Annotated in this window: 18 protein-coding genes, 1 pseudogene and 1 riboswitch; of the genes and pseudogenes, 11 read left to right on the top strand and 8 right to left on the bottom strand. The window is 71.4% G+C overall.

Annotated features, from left to right (window positions below):
- Window positions 1–13: 13 nt before the first annotated feature.
- Window positions 14–955, bottom strand: coding sequence for an NAD(+) diphosphatase (gene nudC / locus VV01_RS04215; RefSeq protein WP_050668802.1), 942 nt, complete (start codon window positions 953–955; stop codon window positions 14–16).
- Window positions 956–1,018: 63 nt separating this feature from the next.
- On the opposite strand from nudC, the gene VV01_RS04210 reads away from it, so the two are divergent.
- The 5 genes and pseudogenes from VV01_RS04210 to VV01_RS04195 form a co-directional block, all read left to right on the top strand.
- The gene (locus VV01_RS04210; RefSeq protein WP_050668801.1) at window positions 1,019–2,332 is read left to right on the top strand and encodes a phosphotransferase; all 1,314 of its coding nucleotides are present in this window, start codon (window positions 1,019–1,021) and stop codon (window positions 2,330–2,332) included.
- Between the two features lie 95 nt (window positions 2,333–2,427).
- A riboswitch (SAM riboswitch) is annotated at window positions 2,428–2,542 on the top strand.
- Between the two features lie 34 nt (window positions 2,543–2,576).
- Window positions 2,577–2,663: a putative leader peptide gene (locus VV01_RS24865; protein ID WP_407942934.1), complete on the top strand. Its 87-nt coding sequence runs from the start codon at window positions 2,577–2,579 to the stop codon at window positions 2,661–2,663.
- Window positions 2,664–2,784: 121 nt separating this feature from the next.
- Window positions 2,785–3,348, top strand: a complete 564-nt coding sequence (gene ssuE / locus VV01_RS04205; RefSeq protein ID WP_050668800.1) for an NADPH-dependent FMN reductase — start codon at window positions 2,785–2,787, stop codon at window positions 3,346–3,348.
- A 61-nt stretch (window positions 3,349–3,409) separates the two neighbouring features.
- Entirely contained in the window at window positions 3,410–4,423 is a 1,014-nt protein-coding gene (locus VV01_RS04200) for an ABC transporter substrate-binding protein (RefSeq protein ID WP_050668799.1), read from the top strand.
- Window positions 4,420–5,193: pseudogene (locus VV01_RS04195) on the top strand (ABC transporter ATP-binding protein); the annotation flags it as partial. The gene VV01_RS04200 and the pseudogene VV01_RS04195, both read left to right, overlap by 4 nt.
- A 610-nt stretch (window positions 5,194–5,803) precedes the next feature.
- On the opposite strand, the gene VV01_RS04190 reads toward VV01_RS04195, so the two are convergent.
- The 4 genes from VV01_RS04190 to moeB are packed head-to-tail and all read right to left on the bottom strand — an operon-like array spanning window position 5,804 to window position 13,815.
- Window positions 5,804–9,109: an ATP-dependent DNA helicase gene (locus VV01_RS04190; protein ID WP_050668798.1), complete on the bottom strand. Its 3,306-nt coding sequence runs from the start codon at window positions 9,107–9,109 to the stop codon at window positions 5,804–5,806.
- The gene (locus VV01_RS04185) at window positions 9,109–12,252 is read right to left on the bottom strand and encodes an ATP-dependent helicase (RefSeq protein ID WP_050671710.1); all 3,144 of its coding nucleotides are present in this window, start codon (window positions 12,250–12,252) and stop codon (window positions 9,109–9,111) included. The genes VV01_RS04190 and VV01_RS04185 overlap by 1 nt, the downstream gene beginning before the upstream one ends.
- Window positions 12,253–12,274: 22 nt before the next feature.
- A complete protein-coding gene (locus tag VV01_RS04180; protein ID WP_050668797.1) occupies window positions 12,275–12,610 on the bottom strand; it encodes an MGMT family protein in 336 nt (111 codons plus the stop codon).
- Window positions 12,610–13,815: a molybdopterin-synthase adenylyltransferase MoeB gene (gene moeB / locus VV01_RS04175; protein WP_082220812.1), complete on the bottom strand. Its 1,206-nt coding sequence runs from the start codon at window positions 13,813–13,815 to the stop codon at window positions 12,610–12,612. Before moeB ends, VV01_RS04180 begins: the two co-directional genes overlap by 1 nt.
- A gap of 38 nt (window positions 13,816–13,853) precedes the next feature.
- Here moeB and VV01_RS04170 point away from each other — a divergent pair, with 38 nt between their 5' ends.
- The 3 genes from VV01_RS04170 (at window position 13,854) to VV01_RS04160 (ending at window position 15,303) form a co-directional block, all read left to right on the top strand.
- Window positions 13,854–14,501, top strand: a complete 648-nt coding sequence (locus VV01_RS04170) for a TetR/AcrR family transcriptional regulator (protein WP_050668795.1) — start codon at window positions 13,854–13,856, stop codon at window positions 14,499–14,501.
- A gap of 90 nt (window positions 14,502–14,591) precedes the next feature.
- A complete protein-coding gene (locus VV01_RS04165; protein ID WP_050668794.1) occupies window positions 14,592–14,813 on the top strand; it encodes a DUF3107 domain-containing protein in 222 nt (73 codons plus the stop codon).
- A gap of 178 nt (window positions 14,814–14,991) precedes the next feature.
- Window positions 14,992–15,303 carry a GlsB/YeaQ/YmgE family stress response membrane protein gene (locus VV01_RS04160; RefSeq protein ID WP_050668793.1) on the top strand — a complete coding sequence of 104 codons (312 nt, stop codon included), beginning with the start codon at window positions 14,992–14,994 and terminating at the stop codon, window positions 15,301–15,303.
- Window positions 15,304–15,369: 66 nt separating this feature from the next.
- Here the strand turns inward: VV01_RS04160 and VV01_RS04155 are convergent, their stop codons facing one another.
- A complete protein-coding gene (locus VV01_RS04155; RefSeq protein WP_050668792.1) occupies window positions 15,370–16,059 on the bottom strand; it encodes a ferritin-like fold-containing protein in 690 nt (229 codons plus the stop codon).
- Window positions 16,060–16,257: 198 nt separating this feature from the next.
- On the opposite strand from VV01_RS04155, the gene VV01_RS04150 reads away from it, so the two are divergent.
- The 3 genes from VV01_RS04150 (at window position 16,258) to VV01_RS04140 (ending at window position 21,115) form a co-directional block, all read left to right on the top strand.
- A complete protein-coding gene (locus VV01_RS04150; protein WP_050671709.1) occupies window positions 16,258–17,763 on the top strand; it encodes a DEAD/DEAH box helicase in 1,506 nt (501 codons plus the stop codon).
- A gap of 21 nt (window positions 17,764–17,784) precedes the next feature.
- Window positions 17,785–18,804, top strand: a complete 1,020-nt coding sequence (locus VV01_RS04145; RefSeq protein ID WP_050668791.1) for a response regulator transcription factor — start codon at window positions 17,785–17,787, stop codon at window positions 18,802–18,804.
- Window positions 18,805–19,255: 451 nt separating this feature from the next.
- Window positions 19,256–21,115 carry a BCCT family transporter gene (locus VV01_RS04140; protein ID WP_082220810.1) on the top strand — a complete coding sequence of 620 codons (1,860 nt, stop codon included), beginning with the start codon at window positions 19,256–19,258 and terminating at the stop codon, window positions 21,113–21,115.
- Here VV01_RS04140 and VV01_RS04135 read toward each other — a convergent pair.
- Together VV01_RS04135 and VV01_RS04130 are read right to left on the bottom strand one after the other, a co-directional pair.
- Window positions 21,061–21,921, bottom strand: coding sequence for a RecB family exonuclease (locus VV01_RS04135; RefSeq protein ID WP_050668790.1), 861 nt, complete (start codon window positions 21,919–21,921; stop codon window positions 21,061–21,063). The genes VV01_RS04140 and VV01_RS04135 overlap by 55 nt on opposite strands.
- Window positions 21,922–21,979: 58 nt before the next feature.
- Window positions 21,980–22,828: a PHP domain-containing protein gene (locus VV01_RS04130; RefSeq protein WP_050668789.1), complete on the bottom strand. Its 849-nt coding sequence runs from the start codon at window positions 22,826–22,828 to the stop codon at window positions 21,980–21,982.
- Window positions 22,829–22,902 lie beyond the last annotated feature (74 nt).

The raw sequence follows: 22,902 nt of genomic DNA, 5'->3' as shown, positions 1-22,902 counted from the left end.
ACAGGCGCGCCGCTCAGGTGGCGCGCAGACCGGTCGGGGTGCCCTCCGGCTCGCGGATGCGCCCGCCGTACCAGTCCTCGATGAGATGGCGCGCGATCGACAGGTGCGGCGAGAGCAGCAGCTCACCCGCGTCGACCGCTGCGGTCAGCTCGTCGCGGGTGAACCAGCGCGCCTCGGCGATCTCGACCGGGTCGAGGTGCAGCTCGGTCGTCGTGGCGCGCGCCCGGAAACCGACCATGAGCGAGGCCGGGAACGGCCAGGGCTGGTTGCCGCGGTAGCGGACCTCCTCGACCGTGACGCCGACCTCCTCCATCACCTCACGAGCCACGGCCGCCTCCAGCGACTCGCCCGGCTCGACGAAACCGGCCAGCACCGACATGCCGTTCGGACGCCACTCGTGACCGCGAGCCAGCAGGAGGCGGTCGTCGCCGTCGACGACGGCCATGATCACGGCGGGGTCAGTGCGCGGGAAGTGGTTCGACCCGTCACGGGTGCAGACCCGTACCCAGCCGCCCTCGCGGGGCTCGGTGGGCGAGCCGCAGCGCGGGCAGTAGCCCTGTGCCGCATGCCAGTTGGCGATACCGACCGACGCGGCGAGCACGCCGACATCAAGATCGTCGAGCTCCAGACCCAGCGAGCGCAGGTTGGCGCGCCGGTCGTCGCCGTCGTCCTCGGCGTCGTGCACCGCGCACGCGTAGGAGATGCCGTCGTGGGCCCCGAGGTAGACGACCAGGGCGTCGTGGTCGGCGTCGCCCGGTGGCCGGTAGCGCAGCGCGCGGGAGCCGCGCTCACCGTCGTACGGCACGCGGTCTCGGTAGAGGTCGAGCACCCGCGTCGTCGGGTCGCGCAGGACCGCCGCGAGGGTGTCGGGGTCCTTGCGCTGGGCTGCCGACCGGTCCAGCGCGGAGCGGGACAGGCCGAGCTCGAGCAGGGTCTCGGAGTCGTAGGGCGCCACGCCCAGCAGGCTATGCCGCGAGCCTGCGCGGTTCGCGGCGGCACCTGACCTACCGTGGGGGCCGTGTCCAGTCGTCCGCTCGCCCTGGCCGCCCTGGCCACCGCCGCCGTACCGGGACTGCGACCCGTGCAGGTCCAAGGGCTCGCGGTCCGACCCGGTGCGCCTTATCAGCTGGCCGTCGTCACCACCGACGACGACCGGCGGCTGCAGGTCCGTTCGGCCCGCACGACGGCCGCCGCAGCAGCCCTCGACCAGACCGAGCGCCTGGCCACCCTCCTCGCCAAGCGACTGACGTTCGCGATGCCGCGCCTGGTCGGCAGCGTCACCGCGCGCGACGGCAGCACCGTCGGCGTCGTGCACCTGCTGCCCGGCTCACCCGTGACGTGGCGCGACCTGCAGCCCCGCTCCGAAGAGGCGCGCTCGCTCGGCCGCTGCCTCGCCGAGCTGCACGACACCGACCCCCGCGTGTACGACGAGGCGGGCCTGCCGTCGTACGACGCCGACTCCTACCGCAGCCGTCGCCTGGCCGAGCTCGACCGCGCGGCCTCGACCGGGCACGTCCCTCCGGGCCTGCTCAACCGCTGGGAGCGGGCGTTGGAGGAGGTCAGCCTCTGGAGGTTCGCGACGACCCCGACCCACGGCGGCCTGCACGACGGCGACGTGCGCGTGGCCGACGGCGAGGTCGTCGCACTCGACTCGTGGGAGGGCGCCGCGGTCAGCGACCCGGCCGCCGACTTCGCGCTCCTGTCGCTGATGGCCGCCCCCGACGCGGTCGACACGGTCGTCGAGTCCTACGCGCAGTCGCGCCGCGAACGCCCCGACACCCACCTCGAACGCCGGATCCGGCTGGCCGCCGAGCTGCGGCGGGTGACCTTGCTGATGGAGGCCGCCGCCGCCGAGGACGACCCGCTCGTCGACCGACGCGCTGCAGCACTGCGACGCCTCGAGGAGCGCACCGCTGACGACGAGTCGCTGCTGCCGCCCCCGGTGGCGCGGCGTACGACGGCGACGGCTCCTGCGGCACCGGCCGAGCCCGCGGTCGACCCGGCCGACATCGAGGTCGTGACCGTGCGCGAGTCCAACGACGAGGACGAGACCCTCGAGATCCCGCAGATGGACGACGAGGAGGACGTCGACTCCAGCCGCTCCGCGCCCGATGTGTCGGCCGCTCCCGGCAGCACTGCCGTGAGCGCCGCACTGCCCGAGGCGTCGCCGGCCGACTCGGCGACGACCTCATCGGACGTCGGCACCATCCACGGGCAGGACGACGCCGACGACGACCCGCACGACATCCGCCGCCGGCGCGACGACCTGCGCGACGCCGTCACCGAGCCGATCCGCCGCGATCGCTCCGACCCCGACGCGCACGCCGGCTGACCGCCCGCTCTCAGTCCTCGGGACGATCGTCCGCATAACGAAACGTTCTCGATGAGTGTTGCCATGCTTATGCATGGCTCGGTAGTTTCTCTGCAGGTCACGAGATCCAGCGCGAAGCCCCGGCTTGCTGGACGGCAACCCTCCCTCGCGGCGGGGTGCTCCGGGTGATGACCCGGCGGCGACCAGAGCCGGTCGCCGCAAGCGCGAGCTCCCAGCCTCTCTGACGAGACGGGTGAAATCTGCCATGAGCACAGCCCTCATGACTCGCACTCTGTGCCGTCGTCGGCACGTCGACCTGCTGCGCGTGTCGAGCGCGCTCTGTCGCGACTGACGCACGTCCGGCGCACAGCGCCATCACCGGCGCGTCCACGACGCTGCCCCCTGCCCATCTGCACACCAGCCGTAAACCCTTGGCCATCAGGGCATCTCGGCGTCCCCTCAAGGAGGAACACATGGCTCGTATCGCCGCGATCTCCAGCAGTCCGAGCTCAACCTCACGCACCGACGCCGTCCTCGGCACCGTCACCGACTCCCTCACCCGTACCGGCCACAGCATCAGCCCGATCGTGCTGCGCGACCTGCCGGCCGACGCGCTGCTGCGTGCGGACACGAACGACGCGGACGTCGCCCATGCGGTGCAGACCCTGACCTCCTCCGACGCCGTGATCGTCACGACGCCGGTCTACAAGGCCTCCTTCGGTGGGCTGCTCAAGGTCTTCCTCGACCTGCCCCAGTACGCCCTCCAGGGCAAGGCGGTCCTGCCGCTGGCCACGGGCGGTACGCCGGCGCACGTGCTGGTCGTCGACTACGCCCTGCGTCCGGTGCTCTCCAGCCTCGGCGCCACCCACATCACCCCCGGCTGGTTCGTGCTGTCCCAGCACGTCGCGATCGACGCCGACGGTGCGGTCACGGTCGACGACGCCTCGGGCGCACCTCTGCGCGAGGTCACCGACGGCTTCGCCCAGGCGATCGCCCGGCTCGACCCGGTCGTACGCCAGCACGTCGCCGTCGCCTGACAGCGCTCGTACTCCCCTCTCCTTCAAAGGAACTCACGTGAAGACACTTCGTCATGCCGTCATGCCCGTTTCCGCCCTCCTCGCACTGTCGCTGACCGGCTGCGCGATCGGCGCCGGCACCGCGGCCGAGCCGCAGAAGGCTGCTGACGGCCGCGTCACCCTGCGTTATCAGGGCTCGGCGAACGCGGTCACCCTGCCCGAGCTCGCCGAGGACCTCGGCTACTTCAAGCACGTACGCCTCAAGTGGGTGGGCAACACGATCAACGGCCCGCAGGACATCCAGTCCGCCGCCACCGGTCAGACCGACTTCGGCGGCGCCTTCTCCGGTGCCGTCGTCAAGCTCATCCGAGCGGGAGCGCCGGTCAAGGCCGTCGTCAACTACTACGGCGAGGACGCCAAGACGTTCAACGGGTTCTACGTGAAGGCCGGCAGCCCGATCCGCACACCCCGTGACCTGATCGGCAAGAAGATCGCGGTCAACACGCTCGGCGCGCACTCCGAGGCCGTGATCGACACCTACCTCACCCGGAACGGGCTGACGAAGGCCGAGATCGACAAGGTGCAGCTGGTCGTGCTGCCGCCGAACGACACCGAGCAGGCGATCCGCCGCGGTCAGGTCGACGTCGGCTCCCTCGGCGGCGTCCTGCAGGACCGTGCTGTCGCCGCCGGGGGCCTGCGGAGCCTGTTCAACGACTACCAGCTGTTCGGGTCGTTCAACGGCGGGCAGTACGTCCTGCGCAACGACTTCGCGGCCAAGAACCCCGAAGCCGCCCAGGACTTCGTCACCGGTGTCGCCAAGGCCGTCGAGTGGGAGCGCACGACACCACGGGCGCAGGTGATCCAGCGGTTCACGAAGATCATCAACGAGCGCAAGCGCAACGAGTCCACCGCGTCGCTGAAGTACTGGAAGAGCGTCGGCATCCCGTCCCAGGGCGGCGCTGTCAGCGACGCGGACTACACCCGTTGGACCGACTGGCTCGACAGCAGCGGCATCGTGCCGAAGGGCGAGCTCGACCCGAAGTCGTTGTACACCAACGAGTTCAACGGTCTCGCGAAGGCCGGAGGCCAGTCGTGACGACACCCAAGATCAGCCTCCGTGGGGTCGGCAAGCAGTTCGTCGTACGACCGACGCGCGAGCAGCCGCACGCGGTCACGCTCGACGCGCTGGTCGACATCGACCTGGACGTGGCCGACGGTGAGTTCCTCACGCTCCTCGGCCCGAGCGGCTCGGGCAAGACCACCCTGCTGGACCTGCTCGGTGGCTTGACACAGCCCTCGTCGGGCCAGGTCCTGGTGGACGGGTCCGAGGTGACCGGGCCAGGCCTCGACCGCGGGATCGTGTTCCAGCAGTACGCGCTCTTCCCGTGGCGGACGGCGCTGGCCAACGTCGCCTTCGGACTCGAGCAGCAAGGTCTGTCGAAGTCCGAACGCACCGCCAAGGCACGCGAATACCTCTCTCTCGTGGGGCTTTCGGGCTTCGAGGACCGCTACCCGCATGAGCTCTCCGGCGGTATGAAGCAGCGCGTCGCGATCGCGCGCAGCCTCGCGTACGAGCCCGGTGTCCTGCTCATGGACGAACCGTTCGCTGCCCTCGACGCCCAGACCCGCGAGCAGCTGCAGGACGAGCTGCTGCGCATCTGGCGGACGACCGGCGCGACCGTCGTGTTCATCACCCACTCCATCGAGGAGGCGGTCTACCTCGGGCAGCGGGTCGCGGTGCTCACGTCCCGGCCAGGACGGGTCAAGGAGGTCATCGACATCGACCTCGGCGACCGGTCGGCGTCCACCGACCTGCGTTCGGAGCTGCGGCGCTCGTACGCGTCCCACGCCAGCTGGCGTGTGATCTCGGCCTTCGTCGTGGGTACGGGCGTGGCCGGCTCGGCCGGTCGCGGCTCGCCCGGGATGTCGGGGCAGCTCACGTGCTGGGAGCGCCCGGTGCCTCGCGGATCGATGGCGATGATGTCGAACCGGTCCGTCACGCCCGAGCCCAGCATCTGCTGGAAGACATCGGACAGCCCGATGACCGGCTTGCCGGGACCGCCCGGGTGCACCACGAGCGCACCGATGCGCTGGTCGGGGCGCGCGGCCTTGAGCCGGGCGACCGCCACCGTGGTGGTCCCGCGTGCAGGGTGCGCGTAGTCGATCGGCAGCTGCACCTCTGCGCACTCGGCGCCAGGCGGGGCCGGGGGCTCAGGGTCCTTGGCACACGCGTGCCAGGCCAGCGTCGACGACACGGCCGCTCCGGTGTCGCCGGCGTCGGCCGCTGCCGCCCCGGTGGTGATGCTCGCGCCGCCGAGCAGCACGGCCAGACCTGCCGCCCACACCCGTCGTCGCGCCCGACCTGTCTCTCCCCTGATGATCCCCATGTCGCCCGAGACTGGCCGCCTCGCACGGCTCACGGCACCGGCCTGAGAGCAACGAGACACGTTCGTGACGTGGGTGACCTGCCCGTGACCTAGCGGGGAATGGTGGCGAGCAGCTCACGCAGCGCGTCTTCGTCGGGCATCGCCGGCCAGACGGTCTCGCCCGTCGCGGCGTAGTAGAACGCGGCGTCCACCTGCTCGACCGGCACATCGCGCAACCGGGCGTAGGCGAGCCGATACGCAGCGAGCTGGAGCACCTTCGTACGCGCCGCCTCACCGGCCGGCGGACGCCCGGTCTTCCAGTCGACGATCGTGAATTCGTCTGAGCCAGAACGAAATACGGCGTCGATGCGGCCACGTACGGCGATGTCGTCGACCACGGTCTCGACCGCGACCTCGATCGCATCCGGATGACGCCCGGCCCACTCGGACTCCAGGAAGTGAGCCTTCATCGCAGGCAGGTCGGCGTCGTCGTCGGCGTCGGGGTCGGAGGCGCCGGGCATCTCGGTGATGTCGACCAGCGCCGCCTGCGCGTAGTGCTGCTCGACCCACGCGTGGAACGCCGTACCTCGGCGCGCGGCGAGCGCCGGCGGGTGCGGCATCGGTCGACGCAGCTCGAGCGCGAACGCCTCGGGATCGGCCGCGAGAGCGACGACCGCTGATGCCGACAGGTGACGCGGCACGGTGACCGTGGCCTCGTGCGGACGGCGAGCGCGATCGCGTTCGCGCAGCAGCAGGTCGATCTCCAGAGCCCGGTCGTCGACCGGGACGAGCCCCTGCTCCAGCGGTGGTGGTTCGGCGATCGCCCGTCGTACGCGCAGTGCGCCGTCGGCGAGCTGCTCGCGTCGGCGCGCCAGCGGGTCGTGCGGCCACGTCGCCGTCAACGCCACCGCGAGCCGGGGGTTGGGCACCGACTTCTCGCCCTCCGGCACGACCGGCATCGGCGCCCACTCACCGACCGTGAGCAGACCGGCCGAACGCAGCTCCTCGACGAACCTGGAGGTGACCCGTGGTGTCTTGCCGTCGGCCCACACCGGTGCCGTGAGCAGCAGCTCGCGCCGGGCCCGCGTGAACGCGACGTAGGCGAGCCGGCGCTCCTCGGCCACCGCGTGCGCACCGCCGTCCTCGTGGAAGCGCACGAACGCGTCCTTGAGCTCCTGGGTGCCTTCGACGCTGTGCCACGGAAGCACCGGGAGGCCGTCGGCGTCGCCGCGCAGGTCGTACGGGACGCCGTCCAGCCCGGAGGTCCAGCCCTTGTCCTTGACCGTGCCCATGCGCCACTCGCCCTCGCCGTCGTCACCGGCGTCGGGCACCCAGGACGCGCGGGCGTCGTGCGCGGGGAACGTGCCCTCGGTGAGGCCGGGCACCGCGACGACGTCCCACTCCAGCCCCTTGGACGCGTGGACCGTGAGCACCTGCACCGCATCGGTCTCGACCTCGAGGTAGCCCAGGTCGAGGCCGCGTTCTTCCTGCTCGGCCGCGTCGAGCCAGGCCAGGAACCCACCGAGGGTCGGACGGTCCGCCGAGGATGCGAACTGGGCGGCGACGTCGGCGAACGCGTCGAGGTGGACGCGCGCCGTCGTCGCCGTGTGCTCGGGGCGCGACAGCACCTCGATGTCGAGACCGAGGACGCGCTCGGCCTCGCCCGCGAGATCGGACAGCGGCAGGCCGGTGAGACCGCGCAGTCGGCGTACGGCTGCGGCGAGGCCCTCGAGGCGCCCACGCGCGACGTCGCTGACGTGCTGGCCCTCGCGACCGGCCCAGCCGGGGCGGGGCAGCTCGTCGAGCGCCTCGACCAGCGAGGCCTGCTCGCGTGAGTCGGGCGCGATGTCGGCCTGGTCGCGAGGGACCTCGGGCTTGTCGCGGGCGGCGAGGTGACGTGACCACGCGGCCAGGCCGTCGAGGTCGGCCGGGCCGAGCCGCAGCGCGGGGCCGGTGAGCAGCCGCATCAAGCGGTCGCCGCGGCTCGGGTCCTGGACGACCCAGAGCAGACTCACCAGGTCGGAGACCTCGGGCGTCGTGAGCAGACCGCCGATGCCCACGATCTCGACGGGCAGGCCGGCCTCGGTGAGCGCCTCGGCCACCACCGGGAACTGAGATCGTTTGCGGCACAGCACCGCTGCCGTACGACCGGAGCGGTCTCCCTCGGGCGTGAACCACCGCGCCCGGACCCACTCGGCGACGTGCGTCGCCTCGGCCTCGGTGGTCTCGAAGCGGGCCGCCCGGATGGTGCCCTCGCCGGCGTCGGGCCTCGGGTGCAGGACCTCGACCGCGACCTTGCTCGCAGCCCGCAGCGGCGCCGCGGTCAGGTTGGCCACCTCGAGCACGCCACGGTCGTTGCGCCAGCTCGTCGACAGGGGCAGCACGCCGGCGTCGCCGTCTGCGTCGGTGAACAGGTGCGGGTAGCGCGACAGCGTGGTCGCCGACGCACCACGCCACCCGTAGATCGACTGGTGCGGGTCGCCGACCGCTGTGACCGGCACCCGCTCGCCGCGGGCGACGAACAACGACTTGAGGAGCACCATCTGGGCTTCGCTGGTGTCCTGGAACTCGTCGAGCAGAACCGCCCGAAAGCGTTGGCGCTCAAGCGAACCCAGCACCGGGAACTGCTCGGCGAGCTGAGCGGCCAGAGCCATCTGGTCGGAGAAGTCGAGAGCCGAACGCCGACGCTTCAGCGCGCCGTACGCCTCGACCAGCGGGATCAGGTCACGCCGTGCTGCGAGCCGGGCGAGCATGGCCGTGGCGTCGGGCGGTGTGCCCCGCGTGCGGCCGGTCACCGGCAACGTCGGGACGTGTGCTGCGACGCGGTCGAGGTAGTCGGCGACCTGCTCGGGTCGCAGCAGGTGCTCGGCCATCTCACCGGCGAGCGCGACGACCGCCGCGGTGATCGTGCTCTCGGCGAACTCGATGCGCTCCATCGGGCCGTCGTAGCGCTGGACGACCTCACTGGCGTACTGCCAGGCCGCGGCCTCGGACAGCATCCGTGACTCGGGCTCGACGCCGAGCCGCAGACCGTGCTCGCCGACCAGCCGTCCGGCGTAGGAGTGGTAGGTCGAGACCGACGGGATGTCGCCGAGCCCCTCGGTGCCGTCGTCATCGACGGTCGGGGTCCACAACCCCTCATGACGCAGGCGTCGCAGCCGTTTGCCGATGCGTTCGGCCAGCTCGCCGGCAGCCTTGCGGGTGAACGTCAGGCCGAGCACCTGGTCGGGCTCGACGAACCGGTTGGCGACGAGCCACACGACGCGCGACGCCATGGTCTCGGTCTTGCCCGAGCCTGCGCCCGCCACCACCAGCAGCGGCCGCAGCGGCGCCTCGATGACGGCTCGCTGCTCGGGGGTCGGCGGCGGGTTGCCGAGCGCGGTCGCGAGGTCGAGCGCGGTGTACGAGGGTGCCATCAGATCGCCTGCCCCTCGGGCTGGAGCGGGCACGACCGGCGTACGGGGCAGACACCACAGCGATCACTCACCGTCGCGACGAAGGTGGCCGCGCCCATCCCGTCGGCCGTGGCGCGTACGACGTCGTGGGCCCACGAGTGCTCGTCACCCGGCTCGATGGCCGGCTGCGCCTGCACGTCGGCACGGCCCTTGAGGCCGGCCTTGCCGAGCTGGACCAGCGCCGCGCCACCCGCGACGTCGCCCTCGTCGAACCCGCCCTCGGCCACCGCGACCTGGTAGGCGCCGAGCTGGGGGTGCTCGGTCAGCTGGTCCTTGGTGGGCTTGCTACTGCCGGTCTTGAGGTCGATGATCCGCAGCCCGTGCTCGTCGTGCTGCTCGAGCCGGTCGACACGACCGCGCAGCCGTGCCCGTCCGACCTCGACGTCGAAGGCGATCTCGACCGCGGCCTTGCGCCAGCCCATGGCCGCCGCGCTGTCGAGGTAGTCGGCGAGCCGGTCGAGCATGCGGTGCGCCTCCTGGCGCTTGCGCTCGGAGATCCATCCCTCGCCCAGGCCCAGCCGCGGCCACCGCTCGTCGAGCACGTCGTGCATGCGCTCGGGCTCGGTGTCACCGAGCTCGGCGGCGACCTCGTGGACGAGCGTGCCGAGCGTGGCCGCACCGACGTCGGGCCCCTCGCCACCGCACGTCGTGAGCAGCCAGTTGAGCCCGCAGGTGGCGAACTGGTCGACCTTGGACGGCGACACCCCGACGAGCTGGTCGGGCCGCCGCAGCGGTCGGTCGTCGGACAGCTCGGTGAGCGCCCACCACGACGCCGGATCAGCGCCCGGGACGTGCTCGCGGGCGAGCCGGGACAGCGCGGCGGCGGCTTCGGCACGCTGTTCGTCGTCGCCGACCGCGACCTCGCGGCGCAGCTCGGCCACGGCCGCCTGCAACGTCATCGGACGCTGCACATCGGTGAACTCGCGCAGCTCGTCGTGAGACGAATCTCCTTGCACGTCAAGGGGATCGACGATGTCGAGGTAGACCGAGGGCTGCTCGTCCTCGGAGCGCACCGCCGTCACGACCAGACGCTCACGGGCGCGCGAGCAGGCGACGAGGAACTGCCGCGTCTCGTCGTAGCGCACCGCGGCCTGCGCGGCCCGCAGCGTGCTGCCGCGCTCGGTGAGCACGTCGACGAGGCGCTCGGATCCGAGCAGCGAACCGCGCAGCCGAAGGTCGGGCCAGACGCCTTCCTGGACGCCGGCGACCACGACGGTGTGCCACTCGCGCCCCGCCGCGCCGGCCGGAGTCATGAGCGAGACGCACTCGTCGTCGGGCGCGCGGGCGACGAGCGTGTCACCCGGCACGTCCTGCCCACGAACGTGCTCGAGGAAGTCGGCAGGCCCCGACTGGGGCAACCGGTCGACGTACGCCGCCGCCGCACCGAACAGCGCCACGACCGCGTCGAGGTCGCGGTCGGCCCGGGCACCGGCCGGGCCACCCGCGAGCGCCGCGGACGACCACGGCTCGGCCAGGCCCGACGCCTGCCACATCGCCCACAGCACGGTCTCGGCGGTGGCGTTGTCGACACGCGCAGCCGTGACACCGGCCTGGACGACCCTGGCGACCCTGCGCGCGGGCGCGACCTCCGGGCCGTGCAGCGTCAGCTGAGCAGGGTCGAGCACGGACGCCGCGAGCAGCTCGTCACCCGTGCGGCTGCCGCCCGACTCGAGCTCGACGCTGCGCAGCGCGCGCCGCATCCGCCGCAGCGCGACGGCGTCGGCGGCCCCGAGCGGTGAGGTCAGCACGTCCGTCGCGACCTCGGGTGTGATCGGCAGGGCCGACTCACCCGCCTGGTCGGGGTCCGTAGGTGGCTCTGCGGCGAGCCGCAGAGCCACCTCGATCAGGGTGAGGAACGGTCGGACGGCGGGCTCGTCGCGCAGCGGCACGGTCGTGGGCGGCACCGCGACGGGCACTCCGGACGCCGCGAGCGCGCGGCGCAGCGAGCCCGTACGGCCCTGCCCGCGCACGATGACCGCCATGTCGCTCCAGGCGACGTTGTCGATCAGGTGAGCCCGCCTCAGCAGGCCCGCGACGTGCGCGGCCTCCTGCGACACCGCGCGCAGCAGCGCGACCTCGACCACGCCGCCACTGCGGGTCTGCGTCTCGCGGTGCAGCGCGCCGCTCACGGCGCCGATGCGCGCGCTCACGCGTTCGCTGACCGCGCGCAGTGCCTCGGGCTGCCTGTACGAGACCTGCAGCCGGCGTACCTCGTCGGCACCCCACTCGGTCGCGAGCGTGCCGAACAGCCGCGGGTCGGCACCGCGAAAACCCTGCACCGTGGTGTCGGGGTCGGCCACCAGCCGCACCTGGGTCTGCGGGCCGACGACCACGCGCAGCAGCCGCGCAGCAGCGGAGGTCAGCTCCTGGGCGTCGTCGACGACGACGAACCGCACGCTGTCGCGCACGCGCCGCAGCGCCTCGTCGTCCTCGAGCAGCAGGTCGGCAGCCGACCCGAGGATCCAGGCCGGGTCGTACGCCCCCGGGCGCGACAGCGCTGTCACCTCGTCGTAGTCGTCGAGCACCTGCGCCGCCGCCACCCACTCGGGCCGGTCGTGCTCGACACCGAGCCTGCGCAGGTCGTCGGACTCCTGTCCGTGCTCGACCGCCCTCATCAGCAGATCGCGCAGCTCGGCCCGAAAACCCCTGGTGGGCAACGCTTCTCGCACGTACGCCGGCCATGGCGGCTCCGGCGCGAGACCGGTGGCATAGCCCTCGAGCAGCTCCTTGAGCACGACGTCCTGCTCAGGCCCGTTGAGCAGCCGCGGCGCCGGCAGGCCACGCAACGAGGCGGCCTGGCGCAGGAGCCCGAACCCGAGAGCCTGGTGAGTGCGCGACACCGGCTCGGTGGTCGTGCCCGCGAGCCGCGACGTGACCCTGTCACGCAGCGCGCCGGCTGCCACACGGGTCGGCGAGAGCAGCAGGCAGTGCTCGGGTCGTACGCCGCGGGCCACGGCCTCGACCACCATCTCGACGGCGGTGGTGGTCTTGCCCGTGCCCGGAGCACCCAGCACGGTCAGGGCCCGGCCGTCGAACTCGACCGCCTCGCGCTGGACGCCGTCGAGGACGGGCAGCACGGCCGTGGGGTCGGCGGCGCGTCGCATCTTCAGCACGCGCGCCATCCCATCACGCAGGTCCGACGTCCTCGATGCTGTGCAGCGTGTGGCGTGCCCGGCGCAGGTCGACCCGCCCGTTGCGCATCGGGGTGTCCTCCTCGCGGTAGAACGCGACCGCCTCGTCCTCGTGCCCCTGCGGTGGGCGACCGTCGGCCCGCAGCACACGCCACCAGGCCGCGAGCGAGCCGTACTGCGACATCACCGCACCGACCTGGCGCGGCCCCGTGCCGGCGACCGCGGCCACGTCGCCGTAGGTCGTCACGAACCCCTCGGGCACCTGGTCGACGATCGCGAGGACGAGGTCGGCGAGCTCGGGCAGCTCCTCGACACGGTCGAGATCAGCCATCAGTAGGTCGCCATCGTCGGGTCGACGTCGCGCGCCCAGGCGAGCACTCCCCCGTCGAGCGAGCGCGCCTCGCGACCGGTCGCCTCACGCAGGAGACGAACCGCCTCGGCCGACCGAGCGCCCGACTTGCACGTGATGACCAGCGGAACGTCGGCCGGCGTCCGCGCCAGCTCGGGCAGCGCCTCCCCCGACCGGAACGCGTCGAGGTGCACCGGCTCACTCCCCTCGATCGCGGCGATCGCGCGCTCACCGTCACCGCGCACGTCGACGAGGCGTACGCCCGCTGGACCGTGCAGCAGGGCGGCCAGCTCGCGCGGCTCGATGGTGCGTACGCCGACCGGCTCGGGCGCGCACGCCTGCACCAGGTCGGTGGGCTCGGTGATCGACGGCTCGTCGCCGCAGACCGCACAGGCCGGGTTGCGGCGTACGGTCAGCTCACGCCACCGCTGCGAGAGCGCGTCATGGACGAGAAGCCGGCCGACCAGGGGCTCGCCGATGCCGACGACGAGCTTGACCGCCTCGGTGGCCTGCACCGACCCGATCGTCGCCGCCACCGCGCCGAGCACGCCGCCCTCGGCGCACGAGGGCACCTGACCCGGCTCGGGCGGTGTCGGGAACACGCAGCGGTAGCACGGTCCGTGGCCGCGCCACCACACCGACACCTGGCCGTCGAACCGCAGGATCGAGCCCCACACCAGCGGTACGCCGGCGAGCGCGCAGGCGTCGTTGACCAGGTAGCGGGTGGCGAAGTTGTCGGTGCCGTCGACGACGACGTCCGCGTGCTCCACCAGCGCCATGACGTTGGCCGCCGTCACCCGCTCGGGGTGCACGACGACCTCGACCTCCGGGTTGAGGTCGAGGAGGCGCGCTCGCGCGGACTCGACCTTCAGCCCGCCGACCGCAGCCGTGCCGTGGACGACCTGACGCTGCAGGTTGGTGAGGTCGACGACGTCGTCGTCGACCACGTCCAGACGGCCCACCCCGGCTGCGGCGAGGTAGAGCAGCACGGGTGACCCGAGGCCGCCGGCACCGATCACCAGGACGCGGGCGTCGCGCAGACGCTGCTGGCCCGCGGGGCCGACCTCGGGCAGGAGCAGGTGGCGGGCGTAGCGCTCGGCAGTCACCCGACCATTGTCGCCCCGGGGCCTGACGTTCACACGCAACTCACCGGGGCGTACCTGTGACTGGCCAGTAGGCCGCGGCATAGGATGCCGAGACGGAGCCGCTTGGTGAGGAGTACGAGGTGACGACACTGTCTGAGGGACGCGGGCGCACGAGCCGTCTGCCGCGATCGGCGCGACGCGCCCAGCTCATGGAGGCGGCGCAGTCGGTCTTCGTCGAGTCGGGCTACCACGCCACCGCGATGGACGAGATCGCCGACCGGGCCCAGGTCAGCAAGCCGGTGCTCTACCAGCACTTCCCCGGCAAGCTCGACCTCTACCTCGCCCTGATGGACACCCACACCGCGCAGCTGCCGGTGCTCGTGCAGACCGCCCTGGGGTCGACCACCGACAACGCCCAGCGCGTCGCGGCCACGGTCGAGGCGTTCTTCGAGTTCGTCGAGCGCAAGGACGCCGCGTTCCGGATGGTCTTCGAGTCCGACCTGATCAACGAGCCCGCCGTCGCCGAGCGCGTCGAGCGAATGATGGGCCAGTGCGCCCACGAGATCTCGCTCGTCGTCAAGGAGGACACCGGCCTCCCGGACGAGCAGGCGCACCTGATCGGCATGGCGATGGTCGGCATGTGCCAGGTCGTCGCCCGCTACTGGCTGAGCAAGGGCACGTCCATCCCGCGCGAGGAGGCCGCTTTCCTGGTCTCCAAGCTCGGCTGGCGTGGTCTGGGCGGTCTGCCGCTCACCGACGAAGGGCCCGGGGAACACCCGGGCGCCTGACCGGCGTTGCCCTCGACAGTCATATCGTTGCGGCCGGCTGCGGAGCATGCCCGCACCGTGAGTCGAGCCCACCACCGAAGGGATTCCACCGTGGAGGTCAGGATCGGCGTGCAGCACGTCGCACGCGAGGTCGTCATCCAGTCCAACCAGTCGCCCGACGAGGTGCAGGCGCTCGTCCAGGAGGCGCTCACCGCGGGCACGCCGCTGACCCTCGTCGACGAGGCCGGGCACAGCGTCACGGTGCCGGCCGGCGTTCTCGGCTACATCGACATCGGCGCCGAGAACAAGGGTCGCGTCGGCTTCGGCGGCTGACCCCTCACAGCACACCGGTCACACTCGTCACACCTGGGTTCTCGGCGAGCACGCCGGTCTGCGGGCTTGCCAACAGCCGCCATCAGCGGCACAGTCGGCCTCAGAAGCACCCGTACCGACCCTCACGGTGCGGGACGTTGAGGCGGCCGTGGGGACACGGCCCGAAGGGAGTCATCCCATGATCGGCAACATCATCGTCTGGCTCATCATCGGCATCGTCGTCGGAGCCCTCGCTCGCCTGGTCCTTCCGGGCAAGCAGTCGATCGGCTGGGCGCCGACGATCATCATCGGCATCGTCGCCGCGCTGATCGGTGGATTCATCAGCTACTCGCTGCTCGACGTCGACGACAACGGCGGCATCCAGTGGATCCCGCTCATCATCAGCGTGGTCCTCGGCGCCATCGGTGTGTCGATCTACGCCGGTATGCAGGCCAAGAAGGTCCGCTCCGGTCTGCCCACTGACCTCAGTGGCAACAGCCGGGCGCACTGACCCGCACCCGCACGACCGAAGGGCCCCGTCTCACCGAGACGGGGCCCTTCGTCGTACGAGCAGCGGTCAGGCCGACAGGCCGAGCCACTCCATGCGGTCGGTGTGGGCCTGCGTGATGCGCGCGAACATCTGTGTCAGCTCGGCCAGGTCGGCGCCGTTGCCGGAGCCGTCGTCGACCAGCAGGTTGGTGATCGCGTCACGCTCGGCGGCCACGCGCTGAGCCTGCGAGAGCGCCTCGCCGATGAGCCGGCGACCGTAGAGCGCGAGTCGCCCACCCGCCGCAGGGTCCTGCGAGATGGCCTCACGCAGTGTGCGCTCGGCGAAGTCGAGGTGGCCGGTGTCGTGCAGCACCTCCTCGACCAGGGCCTTGGTCTCGGGGTCGACGTACGCCGAGATCTCACGGTAGAAGTCGGTCGCGAGGGTGTGGCCGGCGTAGACCTTCATCAGGCCCTCGAGCCAGCTGCCTGCGGGTGTACGCCGGTGCCAGTCGTCGAAGCCCTCGGTGAACGGCGCCATCGCCGTCTCGGGATCGCCGCCCAGCTCGGTGACCCGGCCCGAGAGACGTTCGTACTGCTCCAGCTCGTGCGCCGCGAGGCGGGCCAGCGCGATGCGGTCCGACAACCGCGGAGCGGTCTCCGCGTCGTGCACGATCATGAAGAAACCGACGAGCTCGCCGTAGGCGAGAGCGCCGCACAGCTCGACGACGCCGGCGCGGAACGAGGGGTCGGCGAGATCGCGCCCGGTACTGGTTGCCATACGTGGATGCTAACGATCCGGCGCTGCACGGTTAGAGTGGCCAGGACAACTGGTGCCCGGTCGGCCTGTGACCTTCATGACCCGGCGCATTCCCCACCTGAGGGACGCGCCCTGCGAGAGCTCCGATCGGCCCGCACGCCACGGTGTGGCCCGCACGACGACGTGCGCGTGGCCCACCTGCCGATCAGAGAGCAGCTCATGACCGACCAGATCACGCCCGCGCCGGACGAGGCACCCGCAGCGGAGCAGACCTTCGCCGACTTCGACGTCCACCCCGACATCGTGGGCGCGCTGGCCGACGCCGGCATCACCACGCCCTTCCCCATCCAGGCGATGACCCTGCCGGTGGCGCTCAGCGGCCACGACATCATCGGCCAGGCCAAGACCGGCACCGGCAAGACGCTCGGCTTCGGCGTCCCGTTGCTCAACCGCACGGTCGCCCCGGGCGATGCGGGGTACGCCGACCTGCCCGCCCCGGGCAAGCCCCAGGCCCTCGCGGTCGCCCCGACCCGCGAGCTGGCCGTGCAGGTGTCCGGTGACCTCGAGCGCGCCGGCAAGAAGCGCGGTATCCGGGTGCTCACCGTCTACGGCGGTCGCGCGTACGAGCCCCAGATCGAGGCGCTCAAGAAGGGCGTCGAGGTCGTCGTCGGCACACCCGGCCGACTGATCGACCTGGCCAACCAGGGCTACCTCGACCTGTCCTACGTCAAGGGTGTCGTCCTGGACGAGGCCGACGAGATGCTCGACCTGGGCTTCCTGCCCGACGTCGAGAAGCTGCTCGCGATGACCCCCGCATCGCGTCAGACGATGCTGTTCAGCGCGACCATGCCCGGTGCGGTCGTCGCGCTGGCCCGCCGCTACATGACCCAGCCGACCCACATCCGGGCGATGGACGAAGGCGGCGACGACAGCCACACCGTCAAGGCCATCGAGCAGTTCGTCTACCGCGCCCACGCGATGGACAAGGTCGAGATGCTCTCGCGCATCCTGCAGGCCCGTGAGCGCGGCCTCACGATCATCTTCACCCGCACCAAGCGCACCGCGGCCAAGGTGTCCGACGAGCTGATCACGCGCGGGTTCGCCGCGGCGGCGATCCACGGCGACCTCGGTCAGGGTGCCCGCGAGCAGGCGCTGCGCGCATTCCGCACCGGCAAGGTCGACATCCTCGTCGCGACCGACGTCGCCGCCCGCGGTATCGACGTCGACAACGTCACGCACGTCGTCAACTACCAGTGCACCGAGGACGAGAAGACCTACGTCCACCGCATCGGCCGCACCGGTCGCGCCGGCAACACCGGCATCGCGGTCACGTTCGTCGACTGGGACGACATGCCGCGCTGGGCGCTCATCAACAAGGCGCTGGATCTCGGCATCCCCGAGCCCGAGGAGACCTACTCCTCCTCCGAGCACCTGTTCACCGACCTCGACATCCCCACCGACGCGACGGGCACGCTGCCGCGCTCGGCACGTACCCGCGCCGGCCTGGACGCCGAGCAGGTCGAGGACCTCGGCGAGACCGGCAAGTCCGCCGGTCGGGGCGAGGGCCGTCGTCGTCCGCGCTCGGGTGGTGGCTCGGGTCGTCCCTCGGCCGCCAAGGAGCGTCCGGAGACCGCAGGCGAGGGTGCGCGCAGCGGCGGCGATGCCCGCCGACGTCGCCGTCGTCGTACCCGGGGCGGCAAGCCGGCCGCAGGCGACCAGGGCTGACGAAGGGCTAACCTTCGCGTTATGGCCGACCCGTCCCCTGCGTTCAGCCCGCTCACCGTGGCGGTCCTGCGCAACACGGACCGGCGCCTGCGCTCTGTCGAGCGCGGTGACATGACGCGTCGGTACGCCGCGTGCAAGACCGCGCTGACCGGCCTGGCCCAGCTCGACGCGTTCTACATCGGCTACTTCAAGGGCGACAACAGCCTGGTCATCACCTACATCTACGACGGTGACCAGTACCTCCAGCCCGAGGTGCTGTTCTTCACGCCCGGCGGGGTGTCGCACTGGGTGCGCACCTCGCGCAAGCCCTACCTCTCCCGGCACGACAACGGTCGGATGCTGCACAAGGGCGCGCCCGTCGGCGATGCCACGACCCTGTCGCAGGACTCGGTCTCGGTGCCGCTGCTCGACAGCAACGGCGAGGCGGTCGGGCTGATGAGCGCTCAGAGCCTCAAGCCCGACACCTACGACGACGAGTTCGTCCGGGCGATGGAGTGGGTGGCCCGCGCCCTGATGCAGTCCATCTCGCGCGACTCCGCCGACGCCGACTCCCTGGGCCTGTACGAACTCTACCCCGAGCTCGACAGCAGCCGGGTCCAGAACGAGGCCGACCTGGTCAACCGCATCGGCGAGAAGCTCGACGACCTGCGCCTGATGCTGGTCGACCTCGCGCGCGTCGCCGCCGGGTCGGGCAGCGAGGTCACCGGGGGCATCACGCAGGCCCGTGAGCTGGCCGAGAGGGTGCAGACCGAGGTCGCCGAGCTCGTCCGGGTGCACGAGCCGCGCCCGGTCCAGCTCGACCTCACGAGCCGCGAGATCGAGATCGCGGCGCTCATCGCCCGCGACGGGCTCTCCAACAACGAGCTCGCCCGCAAGCTGCACATCTCCGAGAAGACCGTGAAGACCCACGTCGGCAACATCCTGCGCAAGCTCGGGGTCACGCAGCGCTCGGCGATCGCCTGGACGCTCCCGCCCGAGGTCCTCGTCGCGCCGAGCGGACCGGGTCCGCGGCCGCTCGACGGCGCCGCCGATACGCCGTAGGCCCGCATGGTCCTAGGACCATGACCATCTGAAGATCAGCCCCAGTCCCATGGAGCGTTCCTTCAGGAACAGGCAAAGTAGTGGTCAAGCCGAAGGGGCGGGGGCCCGAGGCCAGCTGATGGGCGGTTCTGGGGGGACCCGCTCATCGGCCGTCACGTTCGAGAGGTCAGGGGAGACGAGCTCGTCCACGACGCCAGCAGATGCCGTCTGTGAACCACAGCCAGGGGGGTGGCTCACAGACGGCATCTCCATGTGTGCGCCCACCCGCCCGACCACCGCGATCACCCGTCGTCTCGGGCTCATACACGGGTTGATCCGTCGTCGCGAACTTGCCGCAGAACGCATACCCAGGCAAAGTGGCGGGGGCTTTTTGTCGCCTCGGCGGCAGAGTCCGTACAAGACTTCAGTGAAGACCGCACACAACTGACGACGACGAGATCGAGGTCCGGACGTGGCATCGCCGACATCCACCAGCCCGCCAACGGAGCAACCTGACGAGCCGCACGGCTCCACCCCCACCGACACCCACGAGCTGCTCGGCGGCATCACGGCCCCCATCTCCGAAGGCCTGCGCGCCGGACGCGGTGGCGGGCTCGACAAGGTGATCTTCGGCGTCGCCGCCGTCGTGGCCGTCGGGTTCGTGATCTGGGGCTTCGCCCTTCCCGACAACCTCAGCGACACCTCGGGCAGCGCCCTGAGCTGGGTCATGGAGAGCGCCGGCTGGGCGTTCGTGCTGCTCGCGTCGCTGTTCGTCGTGTTCGCGATCTGGCTGGCCGCCAGTCGCTACGGCAACATCCCGCTGGGCGCCGATGACGAGGAGCCGGAGTTCAAGACCGTCTCCTGGATCGCGATGATGTTCAGCGCGGGCATGGGTATCGGTCTGATGTTCTGGGGCGTCGCCGAGCCGCTGAACTACTTCTCAGCGCCGCCGCCCGACACGGGCATCGACCCGCAGACGACCGAGGCCATGAAGACCGCCATGGCCACCACGCTGTTCCACTGGACCCTGCACCCGTGGGCGATCTACGCCGTCGTGGGTGTCGCGATCGCGTACGGCACGTTCCGCAAGGGCCGCAGCCAGCTGATCTCCTCGGCGTTCCGCTCGCTGCTCGGCGACCGTACCGACGGCCCGATCGGCAAGGTCATCGACATGCTCGCGATCTTCGCGACGCTGTTCGGCTCGGCCGCATCGCTCGGCCTCGGTGCCCTGCAGATCGGCGCCGGCCTCGAGGCCAACGGCTGGGTCGACAAGGTCGGCAAGGTCTCGCTCGTCGCCATCATCACCGTGCTGACGATCTGCTTCATCCTCAGCGCCGTGTCGGGCGTCTCGCGCGGCATCCAGTGGCTGTCCAACATCAACATGGTGCTCGCGCTCGCGCTGGCGCTGTTCGTGTTCGTGGTCGGCCCGACGGTGTTCATCCTCGACCTGCTGCCGACGTCGTTCGGCAGCTACATCGACAACCTGCCGGGGATGGCCGCCCGCACCGACGCCAGCGGTGACGCCGAGCTCGCCAAGTGGCTGTCCTCGTGGACCGTCTTCTACTGGGCGTGGTGGATCTCCTGGACCCCCTTCGTCGGCATGTTCATCGCGCGCATCAGCCGCGGCCGCACGATCCGCCAGTTCGTCACGGGCGTGCTGCTCGTGCCGAGCGTGGTCAGCCTGGTCTGGTTCGCGATCTTCGGCGGCTCGGCCATCGACGTGCAGCGCGACAGCAAGGACCTGGTGCAGAACGTCAAGGGCGTCGCGACGGTCAACAGCGACACCGCGCTGTTCCAGCTGCTCGACCACTACCCCATCGCGTCGGTCACGACCGTCCTGGTGATGGTCCTCGTCGGCATCTTCTTCGTGTCGGGCGCCGACGCGGCGTCGATCGTCATGGGTTCGCTGTCCGAGCGCGGCACGCTCGAGCCGAGCCGTCCGACGGTCATCTTCTGGGGTGTCCTGACCGGTGGCGTCGCCGCCGTGATGCTGCTCGCCGGGTTCGCCGAGAACGCCGACGACCCGGGGGCGGCCCTCACCTCGCTGCAGAACATCACGATCGTCGCGGCGCTGCCGTTCGTGGTCGTCATGGCCGCGATGTGTGTCGCCCTGGTCAAGGACCTGCAGGCCGACCCGATGATGCGCCGCGCGGCGCTGGGCCAGGAGATGGTCGAGCGCGCCGTCGTGGCCGGTGTCACCGAGCACGGGCACGACGACCTGGTGCTGGTCGCCGAAGAGCTGCCCGAGGCCGAGCGCGGCGCCGAGGACGACGACGATCAGTCGTCGGGCTCCAAGGCCGCCCAGGAGGACCGCTCGGGTCCGACCGCCTGACCTTCGGGGCAGTGGGCCCGGAAGTCGCACCACCGGCACAGCGGTGTCGGGTTGGGTGCGAAGTCCGGAGCCTGCTGCCCCTGGTCGCGGTACGCCGTGTCGACGCGGCGCAGGTCACGTGCGATCGACTCGGCCTCGGCGATCTTGCGCTCGATCGACTCGGCGGTGTGCTCGTGCGCGATCACCTCACCAGTCGGCACGTGGTGCAGCTCGACCCGCACGCACGGCTTGCGGAACACCGCCGCACCCGCCGCGGCGTAGAACGCCAGGGCCAGCGACGTCCGCGCGTCATCGGCGGTCGGCGTACGACGACTGGTCTTGTAGTCGACCACCACCGCCTCACCCTCACGCTCGTCCATCCGGTCGACCCGACCGGACAGGGCGAGCGTCGGTGTCTTCAGGGCCACGCTGCGCTCGCGGGCGAGCGGCTCGGTGAGGCGGTCGGCCGTACGCAGGTAGTCGGTGATCTCCTGCGTCACCTGCTGACGCCAGCGCGCCGACTGGTCGGCGTCCTTGAACCCCACGTCGATCCACGAGCTGCGCACGAGCTCGACGACACCGGTCGGCGTACGGGCGTCGAAGGGCAGGTCCCAGAAGTCGCGCAGCACGTTGTGGGTCACGAGCCCGACCGAGGTGTGCGCCCGCTGCGGACGTGCCTGCGGACGCGGCCGGTCGAGGTACTGCATGCGGTAGCGGCGTGGGCAGTCCAGCCAGGTCATCAGCCGGCTGGGGCTGGCGAGGTAGAGCCGCTGCGGCATCCCGGGCAGCTCGGTCTGCTGGCGGTCGGGGGCGGCTGGCTGGCTCATCGCGGCCACCGTACTCGCGGGCCCGGACGTTGCGGTGGACCCCTGTGGACGACCCGCGTCAGGCGCGAGCGATCGTCGTACGGCCGCCCGACTGCTCCACGATCTGGGCCAGTACCTCGGGATCGGTGGTGTGCTCGCCGAGCCGGTTGGGCTTGCCGTCACCGTGGTAGTCGCTCGAACCGGTGACCAGCATGCCGAGCCGCGCGGCGAGCTCGACCGCGTGCGCTGTGGCCGCCTCGTCGTGGTCGCGGTGGTGGGCCTCCAGACCGGCCAGGCCCGCCTCGGCCATCCGCTCGACGACGTCGTCGGCCACGATCCTGCCGCGCTGGTGCGCGAACGGATGGGCCATGACCGGCACTCCCCCGGCGGCGCGGACGAGCTCGACGGCGTGCACGGGGTCGGGTGCGTAGTGGCCGACGTGGTAGGGCCCGGAGCTGTGCAGGTAGCGCTCGAACGCCGCCGACCGGTCCGGCACCAGCCCCCCGGCGACCATCGCGTCGGCGATGTGCGGACGCCCCAGCGTGGTCTCCGCGCCTGCCTGGGCGGTGACCTGGTCCCAGGTCAGCGGCAGGTCACGGGCGATCAGCTCGACCATGCGACGCGCGCGAGTACGCCGCGACTCACGGGCGCGCTCGAGCTCGGCCAGCAGAGCCGGCTCCTGCGGGTCGTGCAGGTAGCCGAGCAGGTGCACCGAGATACCGCGCGACTGGCAGCTGATCTCGATGCCGGGCACGACGTCGACGCCGTACGCCGTCGCGGCCGCGCGGGCCGCGTCCCATCCGCGCGTGGTGTCGTGGTCGGTGAGCGCCACCGTGGTGAGCCCGGCCTCGGCCGCGGACTCGACGACCTGCTCGGGCCGCTGGGTGCCGTCGCTCTCGGTGGAGTGTGCGTGCAGGTCGATGGTCACGCCGCGAGGCTATCCCGGCCGCCGACTCCTCCCGGTGCGCCCGCACCTGAGAGGGTGTGGGCCATCGCACACAT

Source organism: Luteipulveratus halotolerans, assembly GCF_001247745.1.
GTDB lineage: Bacteria > Actinomycetota > Actinomycetes > Actinomycetales > Dermatophilaceae > Luteipulveratus > Luteipulveratus halotolerans.
This window is presented reverse-complemented; position numbering and strand designations above follow the sequence as displayed.

Bases quoted from the DNA above. Each gene is read 5' to 3' on its own strand.
- VV01_RS04145 (WP_050668791.1), top strand. From the start codon at position 17,785: ATGGCCGACCCGTCCCCTGCGTTCAGCCCGCTCACCGTGGCGGTCCTG.
- VV01_RS04190 (WP_050668798.1), bottom strand. From the start codon at position 9,109: ATGGCACCCTCGTACACCGCGCTCGACCTCGCGACCGCGCTCGGCAAC.
- ssuE (WP_050668800.1), top strand. From the start codon at position 2,785: ATGGCTCGTATCGCCGCGATCTCCAGCAGTCCGAGCTCAACCTCACGC.
- VV01_RS04150 (WP_050671709.1), top strand. From the start codon at position 16,258: ATGACCGACCAGATCACGCCCGCGCCGGACGAGGCACCCGCAGCGGAG.
- moeB (WP_082220812.1), bottom strand. From the start codon at position 13,815: ATGCCGCGGCCTACTGGCCAGTCACAGGTACGCCCCGGTGAGTTGCGT.
- VV01_RS04200 (WP_050668799.1), top strand. From the start codon at position 3,410: ATGCCCGTTTCCGCCCTCCTCGCACTGTCGCTGACCGGCTGCGCGATC.
- VV01_RS04185 (WP_050671710.1), bottom strand. From the start codon at position 12,252: ATGCGACGCGCCGCCGACCCCACGGCCGTGCTGCCCGTCCTCGACGGC.
- VV01_RS04135 (WP_050668790.1), bottom strand. From the start codon at position 21,921: ATGAGCCAGCCAGCCGCCCCCGACCGCCAGCAGACCGAGCTGCCCGGG.
- VV01_RS04160 (WP_050668793.1), top strand. From the start codon at position 14,992: ATGATCGGCAACATCATCGTCTGGCTCATCATCGGCATCGTCGTCGGA.
- VV01_RS04180 (WP_050668797.1), bottom strand. From the start codon at position 12,610: ATGGCTGATCTCGACCGTGTCGAGGAGCTGCCCGAGCTCGCCGACCTC.
- VV01_RS24865 (WP_407942934.1), top strand. From the start codon at position 2,577: ATGAGCACAGCCCTCATGACTCGCACTCTGTGCCGTCGTCGGCACGTC.
- VV01_RS04155 (WP_050668792.1), bottom strand. From the start codon at position 16,059: ATGGCAACCAGTACCGGGCGCGATCTCGCCGACCCCTCGTTCCGCGCC.